At 65.8% G+C, this 12,752-nt stretch carries 7 protein-coding genes; all 7 read left to right on the top strand.

Annotated elements, in window-relative coordinates:
• The first annotated feature begins 37 nt into the window (after positions 1–37).
• The 7 genes from L4X63_RS15185 (at position 38) to L4X63_RS15155 (ending at position 12,543) form a co-directional block, all read left to right on the top strand.
• Positions 38–1,144: a DUF3617 domain-containing protein gene (locus L4X63_RS15185; RefSeq protein ID WP_250679492.1), complete on the top strand. Its 1,107-nt coding sequence runs from the start codon at positions 38–40 to the stop codon at positions 1,142–1,144.
• Positions 1,144–2,799 carry a tetratricopeptide repeat protein gene (locus L4X63_RS15180; protein WP_250679491.1) on the top strand — a complete coding sequence of 552 codons (1,656 nt, stop codon included), beginning with the start codon at positions 1,144–1,146 and terminating at the stop codon, positions 2,797–2,799. Before L4X63_RS15185 ends, L4X63_RS15180 begins: the two co-directional genes overlap by 1 nt.
• Before the next feature lie 313 nt (positions 2,800–3,112).
• On the top strand, positions 3,113–3,976 hold the full coding sequence (locus tag L4X63_RS15175; protein ID WP_250679490.1) for a polyphosphate kinase 2 family protein: 864 nt from the start codon (positions 3,113–3,115) through the stop codon (positions 3,974–3,976).
• 91 nt (positions 3,977–4,067) lie between these two features.
• Complete coding sequence (locus tag L4X63_RS23935) at positions 4,068–6,263, top strand: ATP-binding protein (protein WP_250679489.1); 2,196 nt, start codon at positions 4,068–4,070, stop codon at positions 6,261–6,263.
• A gap of 301 nt (positions 6,264–6,564) precedes the next feature.
• Positions 6,565–8,655, top strand: a complete 2,091-nt coding sequence (locus tag L4X63_RS15165) for a sensor histidine kinase (protein WP_250679488.1) — start codon at positions 6,565–6,567, stop codon at positions 8,653–8,655.
• Positions 8,656–8,667: 12 nt separating this feature from the next.
• Positions 8,668–9,303 carry a response regulator transcription factor gene (locus tag L4X63_RS15160; RefSeq protein ID WP_250679487.1) on the top strand — a complete coding sequence of 212 codons (636 nt, stop codon included), beginning with the start codon at positions 8,668–8,670 and terminating at the stop codon, positions 9,301–9,303.
• A 252-nt stretch (positions 9,304–9,555) separates the two neighbouring features.
• Entirely contained in the window at positions 9,556–12,543 is a 2,988-nt protein-coding gene (locus L4X63_RS15155; protein WP_250679486.1) for a hybrid sensor histidine kinase/response regulator, read from the top strand.
• Positions 12,544–12,752: the final 209 nt, after the last annotated feature.

Raw genomic sequence — 12,752 nt, 5'->3', positions numbered from 1 at the left:
AGCGAGGTGACCCATGAGACGTCGTCCGGTGTTAGGTTTGGCAGGTTGTATCCTTCTCGGGGTCGCCCCCCTCTGCAGCGGCGCGACCCCGTTCCAGGAGGGGATGTGGGAGACCACCATGGAAACCACCATGGAGGGGCTACCGATGGCCGTCCCCCCCACGGTGGTCACTACCAGGCAGTGCGTGACCCAGTCGGATCTGGTCCCCAAGCCTCCCCAGGGGCAAAACTGCACCTTCACCAACGTCAAGCGCAAGGGGGGGAAGGTCAGCTGGGAGTTCACCTGCAACCAGGACGGGGCCACCTCCACGGGGAGAGGGGAGATCACCTACAGCTCGACGGCGAGCTCCGGGACGATGACGGTCTCCATCTCCTCCAAGGATGGCGATCTCACGGCCCGGACCAAGATGAAGGGAAAACGGGTGGGGGCCTGCACCGGCGAGGCGGCGAGCATGACCGTCAACGGTCAGGACATGCGCGACATCGAGGCGCGGGCAAACCAGGCCAAGCAGACGATCAAAGAACATGAGATGCAGAACGAGGCCAACCGGAAGGAGTTCGTGAGGATCTCCAAGCAGGTGAGGATCCCCAAGGAGAAAGCGGGGGGCTGCGAGCGGGGCATCGGGGAGAATGGCAAAAACGCGTGCGACGAATCGTTCCCGCCGCTGGCCATCAAGGCGGGGCTTTGGGAGGTGACCACCGAGACCACCTCGCGTCAGCTCTACGGCGGTAACGCCGAGATCTACAACACCCCCGCCAAGTCGACGGTGAAAAGCTGTCTCTCCCCGGTAAGCGAGCCGGTGCTCGACAACAACCTCCCCAGGGCCGCCTCCCGGAGAAGCGGCAACACGGTGACCTGGAACGGCAAGACCCTGTACGGGGCGATCTCCGGCGGGGTGGAGTACCGCGGCGACTCCTTCGAGGGGGGCTCGTTCACCAAGGGGGAGATGGGTGAGAACTACACGAAGGTGACCGGGAGGCGGATTGGCGACGGGGATTGCATCGCCATGGAACGCTCCTCCCGCCGGATCGGGACCGACACCAGTTCGCGGAAGATCCCCTCCGCCAGCGAAAGCGGCTCGGGGGGCGCCATGGAGACCATCAAGAACCCGGTCAAGAAGCTCCGCTCCATCTTCGGGTTCTGATGGAGCCCGGCAATGGCCACCGGTCCCGGCTCGTGGTGGGCGAGCCGGGGCTCTTCCTGGTGCTGGCGGCCACCGCCGCCGCCTACCTCAATTCCTTCTCCGGCACCTTCCAGTACGACGACTTCGACGTCATCCTGGGAAGCGCCAAGGCACTCTCCCCGGTTGCCTGGCTCTCCGGCCTCTCCCATGGCATCCGCCCGCTTCTGACCCTGAGCTACCTCGCCAACAACCTGAGCGGCCTGGGGGGCTTCGGGTTTCACCTGGCGAACCTCCTGATCCACCTGGGAAACGTGGCGCTCGTCTACTGGCTGGCCCGCGCCCTGGCCCTTCACCACCGGCTTCCCGGACCGGAGCCCGCCCTGGCGCTTCCCCACCGGCTTTCCGCCTGCCGGGCCGCTGCCTTGGCCGCCGGGATCTTCGCCCTCCACCCGCTGCAGACCGAGGCGGTCACCTACCTCTCCGGGCGCTCCTCGTCGCTGGCCGCCTTCTTCGTCCTCCTGACGCTCCTCATCCACGAGGCCGCCCGCCAAAATGGTAGCGGGAAATTTCGGGAAAGCTCAAAGTCCCCCTTTGGAAAAGGGGGATTTAGGGGGATTTCCCCTGCTGTCAACGTCACAAATCCCCCCTGTCCCCCCTTTTCCAAAGGGGGGGACCTGCTATCCCCGGTATTTCCCGATGAACCTTTGACAAAGGGTGGAACCTGGTTTCCCACAGGCGGCGGCTCCCGCTGGTACCTCGTTACTCCGCTTGGTTTCCTCGCCGCGCTTCTCTGCAAGGAGACCGCCATCGTGCTGCCGGCCGCCCTCTTCCTGTGGGACCGCGCCATGGAGACGGAAACGCCGTGGCGGACGCTCCTTGCCCGGGAATGGCGGAGCTGGCTCCTGCTGGCGGCCGCCGCCGTCGCCCTCCTGGCCCATCCCCGCTACGGCGCCCTCCTCGAGTACAGCTTCGACATCCGCTCCTGGCCCCTGAACCTGGCGAGCCAGGCCGATGCCGTCTGCTATCTCCTCTCCCGGCTCTTTCTGCTCGACGGGATGAACATCGATCCCGACCTTCGCCCGGTGCTCCACCCGGACGGCTGGCTGCTCCTCAAGGGGGGGCTCCTGCTGGCGGCGGCGGGCGGTGCGGCGCTGGCGTTCCGGCGGCTCCCGTGGCTTTCCTTCGGAATCCTCTGGTTCTTCCTGCTGCTACTCCCCACCAACTCGCTGGTTCCCCGGCTCGACCTGGTGAACGACCGCCAGGCCTACCTCCCGCTGGCCGGGGCCGCCATCTCCCTCGGGACCGGGGGCGCCCTACTCTGGCCGCGGCGGCGCTCCGGCCTCGCTTTCGCGCTGCTGGCCTCCCTCCTCCTCGCTCCCCTCTTCGTGGCCACCGTCTCCCGGAACCGCGACTTCCGGAGCCAGGTTGCCCTCTGGGAGGACGCCGTCCACAAGTCCCCGGCCAAGGCGCGCCCCCACAACAACCTCGGCTACGCCTATCTCCTCGCCGGCCGTCTCACCGAGGCGCGGCGCGAGCTGGCGACCGCGCTCTCGCTCGACCCCGGCTACCGGCTGGCGCGCAACAACCTGGCGGCCACCGAGGAGGCCATGGTGAAACGGGCCCTGCGGCTTTTGGTGCGGGGGACGCCGCTGCCGGTCGCCGGACGCGGGCCATAAACAAAAAAAGCCCGGCTTCCCGGGAAGGAAAGCCAGGCCGTATTGCAGGGGCTCTGTAGCTTATGGATGATTACACTATAGCTAACATTTGGCGTTTCGCAATCCGTCCAAGTCAACATCCCCGCCCATTCAGTTAGTTACCCCTCCTGAGATAGGAGGGCTTCCCGTTATGCCAGTCATCCAGGGGCGTCTGTCTGCTTCCGCCGGCCCTCTGCCATCCCTGGATCGGCGGATGAGAGTAGTGTAGACGATATCAGCAGATCCGTGTATGATATCCGCTAGTTGCCAAAGATCCGCAGGAACGGAGGGGGCTATGGACTACCTGAAGCGTTTCATGGTGGAGCCGGGGAAAAAGGTCAAGCTCGACAAGATCGACCCCTCCTTCAAGGACCGGCACCAGGATCACGCCTCCGCCCAGGGCGAGATCGACGGCTACACGAGCCGCCTTCGCGAGCTGCAGTACCTCCTCTATGCGGAGGGGCGCCACTCGCTGCTGATCATCCTCCAGGCCCTGGACGCCGGCGGCAAGGACGGCACCATCAACCACGTGCTCGGCAACATGAACCCGCAGGGGTCCCGGGTCTGCAGCTTCAAGGCCCCCACGCCGAAGGAGCTCGCCCACGACTTCCTCTGGAGGATTCACCAGGAGGTCCCGAAGGCCGGGGAGGTGGTGGTCTTCAACCGCTCGCAGTATGAGGACGTGCTGGCCGCCCGCGTACACCAGCTGGTGCCGAAGAAAATCTGGCAGGAACGCTACCGGCAGATCAACGACTTCGAACAGCTGCTGGCGGAGAACGGCACCCGCATCCTCAAGTTCTACCTCCACATCGGCAAGGAGGAGCAGCTGCGCCGTTTCCGGCAGCGGCTCGAGGATCCCGCCAGGCACTGGAAGATCAGCGAGGCGGATTACCGGGAACGGGAGCACTGGGAGGAGTACCAGGACGCCTACGAGGATGCCCTCTCCCTTTGCAGCACCCCGCACGCTCCCTGGTTCGTGATCCCGGCCGACCACAAGTGGTTCAGGAACCTCGCGGTCTCGCAGATCGTGGTCCGCACCCTGGAATCGCTCAAGATGAGCTTTCCCGAGCCCGCGGTCGACCTTGCCGAGATCTCCCGGCGGTTCCACCGCGAGCTAGAGGCGGAGGAGCGGGAAAACGGCGCCGCCAAGCGGAAATGACCTAACCTCAAGTTTCATAATGAAAATCCGATAGGTACCTCGTCTCAGGAGTCTCTTTACCGTAGCAGCAGCAATTTTGGAGCAGTTTCGCGTGGGCAGTTTCTCGCTTCCAACCGCCATGGGGATCACCGGGCTGATGTCCTTGATGATATCGGCCTTCCTGTTCGCTCTCTCCAGAAGTCAGCGTCTGCAGGGACCTTCCTCTTCCTTCGCCCTTTTATCGTGCTCCTACGGCCTGAATGGGCTGAGGCTCGGCTGCCAGTTGCTGGCGATGGGGGGGCATCCCCTCTTCACCATCCCCGGCGACCTCTTCTACATCGCCTTCATCTGCTCCTTCTGGCTGGGGGTGCGCACCTATACCGATCCCGCCCCCATCGACCGCCGCCTTTACGCCGTCCCCTTGCTCCTCGCCCTCTGGAGCTTCGCGGCCCGCACCTCAGGGATGGAGATGCCGTGGACGGTGCTCCCCCTGCACCTGGTGGGGACCGCGGTCTTCGTCTTCTCGGGCGCCTTGCTCTGGTCGCTGTACCGGGTGAAGCACAACGCCGGGCATCTGATCCTGACCGTGATGATGGTCGTCCAGGGGCTGAGCACCGCCTCCTACCCCTTCACCAGGACCACCTGGTACGCCCCCTACGGCTTCGCGCTCTTCTCTCTCCTGGCCTCCGCCGTCGGGATGGGATTCATCATCAGCACCCTTTTGGACGAACAGCTGATCCTGGTGGCCGAGATCGAGGGGCGCAAGCTGGCCGAGGCGGCTCACCGGAAGTCGCTGGCCATGCTGGAGGCGATCACCGCCAACTCCCCCACCGCCATCGCCCTCTTCAAGGGGGAGAGCGGGGCCTGCGAGATCGCCAACCGGTCGCTGGGGGAGATCATGGGGGCGGGTGTCGGGGAGATGCTCGGCAAGGACTTCCGGGAACTGGAATCCTGGAGGGGCGCTGGGCTCGACCGGGTGGCCGAGGAGACCCTGGTCGACGGTAAGACCCGCCACCAGCAGGTCACCCTGGCCGGGCCGCTGGGGGCCCGCCTGACCATCGAGTACTTCATCCTCTCCCTGAGCCTGGACGGCGAACGGCACCTCCTCTTCGTTGCCTCCGACTTGAGCGAAAGAAAGAGGCTCGAGCACCAGCTCGCCCATTCCCAGAAGATGGAGTCGGTCGGCAGACTGGCGGGAGGGGTGGCCCACGACTTCAACAACATGCTGACCGTCATCCTCGGCTGCGCGCACCTTTTGGGGGCGCGGGTCCCCGACGAGGAACCGCTGCACCAGTACATCGCCTCCATCCGCCATGCCGCCGAGCGCTCCAGCGAGATCACCCGGCAGCTGCTGGCCTTCTCCCGCAACGAGATCATCGAGCCCCGGCCGGTCAACCTGAACCTCCTGATCACCGAGTCGGCCAAGAGCCTCACCCGCCTGATCGGGGAGGACATCACCGTTTCGCTCAAGCTCGATCCCTATCTCTGCAAGGTCAACCTCGACCCCTCCCAGGCCTACCAGATCCTCATCAACCTCGCCGTCAACGCCCGCGACGCCATGCCGGACGGCGGCTCCCTGATCATCGAGACCGCCAACGCCGACATCGAGAACGAGTACGCCCAGCGCCACGCCGACGCGGCACCGGGGGGGTACGTTCGCCTCACCGTGAGCGACACCGGCACCGGCATCGACCGCGAGGTCATGGAGCACATCTTCGAGCCGTTCTTCACCACCAAGGCGGTGGGGCAGGGGACCGGCCTCGGGCTTTCCACCGTGTACGGCATCGTCACCCAGAACCGCGGCTTCATCAACGTCTACTCCGAGCCGGGGCAGGGAACCGCCTTCACCATCCATATCCCGAGGCTGGCCGTCGAGGTGGCCGAGCGGGAGCGCGGGAGCGTGGAGATCGCGGCCGGGACCGGGACCATCCTCCTCGTGGAGGACGAGGAAACGATGCGGGTGGTGACCACCCAGCTTCTCGAGGAGTGCGGGTACCGGGTGATCCCGTGCGGATCGGGGCTGGAGGCGGTGGGGATCTGCCAGGAGAGCGAAGACCTCGACCTGATCCTCTCCGACGTGGTCATGCCCGGGATGAACGGCAAGGAGATGGCGGAGCGGATCCGGGGCATCCGTCCGGAGCTCAAGGTTCTCTTCATGTCCGGCTACACCGCCAACCTGGTGGCCCAGCGCGGCATCGTGGAGGAGGGGACCTTCTTCATCCAGAAGCCGTTCAACGTCCATCAGCTCCACCGCAAGATCCACGAGGTCCTCGCCAGCCGGGCCGACTCCCCCGCCCCCGCAGCGTGAGGGAGATGATCCCGCTCCCCACCGCTTCCACCACCGCTTCCTGGGTCTCCTTCACGACCTCTTTCGCACATTTCCGGCCCCTGATTGGCCCGGTGCTTAGTTGTCCCTATTTGGGACACTTCTGAAAAATTTGAATGATTACAACTATCTGAAACTCGGACCTTGGCGTGGCCGCGGGCCTTCTCCGTGTTAGTTCCCGTTTTTAGTTGAAAATTAATTTTGACCCGTCGTATATAGAGTGGCCTTGCCTGCCGATACGTGCGGGAAAAACGGTAAGAAGAGACATCCGATAACGGAGCCTATGGATAACGACCGGAAACATCAGCCGCCGGCAAAACGCCGGGACGGGGGAGGGCACCCTTCCCGGGAGGAGCTCGTCCGCCGGGTGGCCGAGCTTGAGGCGGCGCTGACCGCGAGCGAGGAGGCGCGGCGCTGCGCCGAAGAGAAGGCCGCCCCTCTCTTCCTCGACGCCCCCCTGCCCGCGATGGTCACCACCCTTCCCGGCCACGCCATCAGCGAGGTGAACGAGGCCTGGTGCCGCCTGTTCGGCTACCGGCGCGAGGAGGCGATCGGCAGGAGCTGGCCGGAGTTCGCCCTCGATCCGGAGCCGCCGGCGGGGCTCTCAACGCTTGCCCGGAAGGAGGGAGCGAGCCTCGCGAGTTTCGAGCAGACCGTCGCCACTCGAACCGGGGAGCGCCTGCTGGTGGCCATCGACGCCACCCTCGTCACCCTCGGGGAGGGCGAGGGCGCCTTGAGCTACCTGCGGGACATCACCGACCACCGCCGCATCGAGGAGGAGCTGAAGCAGCTCAACGACAGCATCGACCTGACCATCCGGGAACGGACCGAAGGGCTCTGCGCGGCGCTGGAGGCGCTCTCCGCCGAGGTGGCCGAACGCCAGCGGGCCGAGGAGCTGCTCCGCCAGAGCGAGGAGCGCTACCGGAAGGTGGTGGAGGATCAGACCGAGACCATCAGCCGTTTCAACGCCAACGGCGAGCTCACCTTCGTCAACGAGGTCTTCTGCCGGATCTTCGGTAAAACCCGCGAGGAGCTGCTCGGACACAGCTGGCATCCTGCCGCCTATCCAGCCGACGTTCCCGCCATCGAGAAGGGACTCTCCACCATGACCCCGGAGAACCCGGTGGTGGTGATCGAGAACCGGATCGCCAACGGGGCGGGGGAGATCCGGTGGATGCAGTTCGTCAACCGCGGCTTCTTCGACGCCGGCGGCAGCCTGGTGGAGACCCAGAGCGTCGGGCGCGACATCACCGAACGCAAGCAGGCCAAGGAGCGGCTCCGGGAGGCGATGCAGTTCAGCGAGCAGGTGATCAGATCCGCCGGAGAGGGGATCGTGGTCTACGATCTCGACCTCCGCCTGCGGGTCTGGAACCCGTTCATGGAGACCCTGTGCGGCATGAAGGCGGCTGACGTGCTCGGGAGCCTTCCGGAGAGCTCGCTTCCCTTCGAGGACGCGGCCCAGGTCCGCAGCGCCCTGGAAAACGCACTACGGGGGGAGGGAAGCGCGGGACTCGATCTCAGCTACCGTGTCCCCGAAGCCGGGCGGCATGGGTGGGCTTCCCTGCTCCCCTCGCCGCTGGTCAACACCCGCGGCGAAGTGGTCGGCGTCCTCTGCACCATCCGGGACATCACCTTCCGCAAGGAGCTGGAGAACGAGCTGGTCCAAGCGCTGGAACAGGCCCAGGAGGCCAACGTGGCGATGAAGCGCCTGGTCAACACGGTGGCCCACGAGTTCCGGACCCCGCTGGGGCTGTTGACCGGAAGCGTCGACGTCCTCGACCACTACTGGGACCGGCTGACGCCCGAGAAGCGGGGGGAGCAGAATGCCCGCATCCGCAACGCCGCCCGCCAGATCGCCCTCCTGGTCGACTCGGTCACCTCCTACGAAATCTCGGGACGGGTGCGGGGAGAGGCGAAAGCCCCGCTCGCGCTGGAGGTCGCCGAGAGCTGCCGGGCCATCGCCCAGGAGGTGGAGACCGTCTGGGGGGGAGGGCACCGGTTCGCCATGAGCGTCGGCGACGGGATCGGGGAGCTCCCCCTCGACGAGGTGCTTTTCCGCAGAATCGTGCAGAACCTGCTGACCAACGCCTTCCGTTACACCCCCGCCGGGGGAAAGGTGGAGCTCAAGCTCTCCCGGGAGGGGGATAGGCTCCTTTTGGAGGTGGCCGACGACGGCATCGGCATCCCCGAGGAGGAGCAGCCGCATATCTTCGAGGCCTTTTACCGTAGCAGCAATGTCGAGACCAGGCGCGGCCTGGGACTCGGGCTCTCCATCGTGCGGGACGCCCTGGACACCCTGGGAGGGGAGATCCGGGTGGCGAGCTCGCCGGGAGAGGGGACCGTCATGCTAGTTGAAATACCGCTCGTGCGGTAAGGGAGGAATAAAATGGAAGAAAACGGATATACCATCGTGTTGATCGAAGACGACCCGTCCTACCGGGACATGGTCGAACTGATCCTGGGGCTGGAAGGATTCCGGGTGCTGAGCGCCGTGGACGGGGAGCAGGGGCTCGAACTGGTGCGTCAGCACCGTCCCCACCTGGTGCTGTGCGACATCATGATGCCGGGCATGGATGGCCACCGCGTGCTGGAAACGGTGAGGAACGACCCGCAACTCGCCGAGCTCCCCTTCATCTTCGTGACCGCCATGGGCGAGCGGGGGGAGATCCGGTCGGGGATGGCGGCCGGCGCCGACGACTACCTCCCCAAGCCGTTTTCCGCCGACGAGCTGGTGGCCGCGGTTACCGGGAGGCTCCGCCGTCATCTGAAGGGGATCACCGGCGTCAGCGTGCCGTTGCCGGAGAAGGAGAATGCCCGGCTCCTGGAGCGGGTCACTCCCCGGGAGCGGGAGGTGCTCGCTCTGGTGGGGGAGGGATGCTCCTCGCGGGCCATCTCCGAGAGGCTCGGCATCTCCCACAAGACGGTGGAGGTTCACCGCGCCAACCTGATGCGCAAGCTCGGGGCCGGCAACGCGGTGGGGCTCGCCCGCTGGGCCATGGTGGCCGGACGGGTGGCCCGGTAAAGCGGCGGGGCTGGCGGCTGTGTGAGGGCGCGGCCGGTGGCTCACATGAGGAAACGGCGGCGAGGGGGAGGAAAGGTAACGGAAACATTAGAAAATTTACGGGTTTCTCCCAATAGTATGTACGGAATAATTGTACTAGTATTGCGGCACCCTCGCGCGCGTACTCGGAGGATTCCCGGCCCCGCTCCGGTCCCCTTGTAGAGGATCCCGGCCGGCACTCTGCGCCGTGACGACCTCTTGCTTGGAGCGGTGATGTCCTTCAGGTCTCCACCGACAATTAAATCCCAGCTGATCTCCCTGGTTGCCATCTCGGTCCTCCCGATCTGGCTGGTGGCCGCCGCGCTTTTGTACGTCGGCTACGTAGAAAAACGCGAGGTCACCAGGACCGCCCTCCTCAACTCGGCCCGCTCCCTCACCCTGGCGGTCGACCAGAACCTCACCAACGTGCAGGCCGCTCTGCAGGCCTTCGCCGCCTCACCCACCTTTGCCACCGGCGATCTGGAAAGCATTCACCGGGAGGCCCGGCAACTGCTCAAGAATTACCCCGGAGCCGATATCATCCTGGCCGACCGCAACGGCCAGCAACTGGTCAATTCCTATGAGCCTTTCGGCTCGCCGCTCCCGGTCCGCAATCCCCGTCACGCCGTGCTCCACGTCTTCGGGAGCGGGACACCTGCGGTGAGCGACATGTTCTACGGGGCGGTCACCGGGCGTCCCATAGTCAGTGTCGACATCCCGGTGATGGTCGCCGGGAAGGTCGCCTACGACCTGGCGATGACCCTGCCGGCCGACTCCCTCTCCTCGTTGCTGAAAAGCCGCAACCTCGCCCCCGCCGAATACGCCAGTATCCTGGACGGGACCGGCCGGGTGGCCGCCCGCAGCCGCAACCTCAACCTCTATCTCGGAAAGCAGGCCAACCCGGTCTTGAGGAAGGCCCTCCTGGGCGCACCGGAAGGGTGCCTGGAGGCGACCAACCTGGAGCAGAAGCGGGTGCTGGTGGCCTACTGCCGCTCCGCCTCCTCCGGGTGGACGGTCACCGTCGGGGTTTCCAAGTCGACCCTGATGGGGGAGGTCTACCTCCGGACCCTCGGGCTGGTGGCGCTCGCCACCCTCCTCTCCGTCGCCGGCGTGGTGCTGGCGGCGGGGTACGCACGGCGGATCTCCCAGGGTATCCGCGCGCTGGTAGCCCCGGCGCTGGCCATGGGGCGCGGGGAACCGGTCTCGGTGCCTGACGACACCGGCATCAAGGAGACCGGCGAGGTTGCCGCCGCCCTCTCCCAGGCCTCGGAGCTCCTTTTCACCCGGACCGAAGAGCTGCGGGTGAGCGAGCGCCGTTACAAGACCCTCTTCCAGAACGAAAACAGCGCCATGGCCCACTGCCGGGTGATTACCAATGAGGAGGGGCGGCCGGCCGACCTCGTCATCATGGAGGTTAACGGCGCCTTCGAGAGGATCCTCGGGATACACCGGAGCCAGGTCGAGGGGCGCCGCGCGACCCATACCTTCCCCGGCATCGAAGGGTTCGCCTTCGATTACCTGGGTGTCTTGGGGGAGGTGGCCATCACCGGCGGGGAGACCGCCTTCGAGGCCTTCTTCGAGCCGACCAGCCAGTTCCTCTCCGTGTACGCCTACAGTCCGCTCCCCGGCGAGTTCACCGCCATCTTCACCGACATCACCTCCCGTAAGCTTGCCGACCGCCTCCTACAGGAGAGCGAGGAGAAGTACCGCGCCCTCTTCGACTGCGCCGGGGACGCCATCCTGATCTACGACCGCGACACGACCGTCTTGGCCGCTAACCCGCAGGCCGCCAGCTGGCTCGGTTACCGGCAGGAGGACCTCGCCCTCATGAAGGTCACCCAGCTCCTTCCTGACGAGCGGGGCCCCCTGATGCTCGACCGGGTGGAGGCGGTCCTGGAGCGGGGATCGCTCGACTTCGAGGCCGAACTGCTCGCGAAGGGGGGAAGCGTGCTGACCGCCCAGGTCACTGCCCGCCGGATCACCTGGAACGGCCGCCCCGCCGTCATGAGCATCTGCCACGACATCACCGGCCGCAAACTTGCCGAGGAGGCCCGCCTGGTACAGGAGGCGAGCCTGATGCGGGCCCAGAAGCTGGAAAGCCTGGGGCTGATGGCGGGGGGGATCGCCCACGACTTCAACAACATCCTGATGGCGGTCCTCGGGAGCGCCGACCTGGCCCTCATGTCCCTGGGCGACCCGAAGCTGGTCTCCTCCAATCTCATGAGGATCACCGAGGCGGGGAGCCGGGCTGCCAACCTGACCCGGCAGATGCTGGCCTACTCCGGGAAAGGGAAGTTCGTGCTGGAGAGCATCGACCTCTCCCTCCTGGTGGAAAAGATGGTCCCCATGCTGCACGATTCCCTCACGGAGAGCGCCCAGGTGAAGTTGAACCTCGACCACTCGCTCCCTCCGGTCCACGGCGACGCGAGCCAGCTGAGCCAGATCCTCTCCAACCTGGTGGTCAACGCCTGCGAGGCGCTCGGTGAACAGCGGGGGATGGTCACCATTTCGACCGGCATGGTGGATTGCGATCTCCAGTACCTCCAGGGGGCCTCGCTGGGAGAAGGCCTCGCCGGCGGGCACTACCTCTTCCTGGAGGTGGCCGACAACGGCTGCGGGATGACGCCCGACACCCAGGCCCGCATCTACGATCCCTTCTTCAGCACCAAGTTCCTCGGCAGGGGGCTCGGGCTGGCCGCGGTCCAGGGGATCGTGCGCGGCCACAAGGGGGCGATCAAGGTCTGGAGCGAACCGGGGATGGGGACGGTGATCAAGGTACTGCTCCCGCCGGGCGAGCGGGTGGCGGTCCCGGTGATCCAGGAGGGGCCCGAGCAGTTCCGCTCCGGCGGCACAGTGCTCCTGGTGGATGACGAGGAGGCGGTCCGCAACGTGGCGGTCCAGATGCTGGGCGCCCTCGGCTTCTTCACCATCACCGCGGTGGACGGCACCGAGGCGGTCGCGCGGTTCGGCGAGCACCCGGAAATCGACCTGGTGATCCTCGACCTGACCATGCCGCGCATGAGCGGCGAGCGCTGCCTGCAGGAGCTCCGCCGCCTGAACCCGGAGCTGAAGGTCATCCTCTCCAGCGGTTACTCCGAGCAGGACGTCACCGAACGCTTCCACATCCACGAGTTCTCCGGCTTCATCCAGAAACCGTACAACATGTCGGCGCTCGCCAAGGTGGTGAAGAGCGTGACCGCCGCCTCCCCCGCCGAGCCGTAAGGCCCCCCCTTTTTCTCCCCCTTCTCCGCAACCGTCCCCACCCGGATCGCGCCTTCGAGATGCACCCTCAACCGTGTGAAGAACGGCATCGTGAAGCTCAAGAACGGGATGCGGATATCGACCACTGCGATTAGTCGCCAGAGGTTCCGATAGGTAACAAAGAAAGGCCCCGCCGTCCTCGCCATTTGTGCAGGAGACGCGCCGTTTGT

The sequence above is a fragment of the Geomonas sp. Red32 genome (assembly GCF_023652955.1).
Taxonomy (GTDB): Bacteria; Desulfobacterota; Desulfuromonadia; order Geobacterales; family Geobacteraceae; genus Geomonas.
This window is presented reverse-complemented; position numbering and strand designations above follow the sequence as displayed.

Excerpts from the sequence above, each read along its gene's own strand:
- L4X63_RS15180 (WP_250679491.1), top strand. The coding sequence starts at position 1,144 with ATGGAGCCCGGCAATGGCCACCGGTCCCGGCTCGTGGTGGGCGAGCCG.
- L4X63_RS15175 (WP_250679490.1), top strand. The coding sequence starts at position 3,113 with ATGGACTACCTGAAGCGTTTCATGGTGGAGCCGGGGAAAAAGGTCAAG.
- L4X63_RS15165 (WP_250679488.1), top strand. The coding sequence starts at position 6,565 with ATGGATAACGACCGGAAACATCAGCCGCCGGCAAAACGCCGGGACGGG.
- L4X63_RS15160 (WP_250679487.1), top strand. The coding sequence starts at position 8,668 with ATGGAAGAAAACGGATATACCATCGTGTTGATCGAAGACGACCCGTCC.
- L4X63_RS15155 (WP_250679486.1), top strand. The coding sequence starts at position 9,556 with ATGTCCTTCAGGTCTCCACCGACAATTAAATCCCAGCTGATCTCCCTG.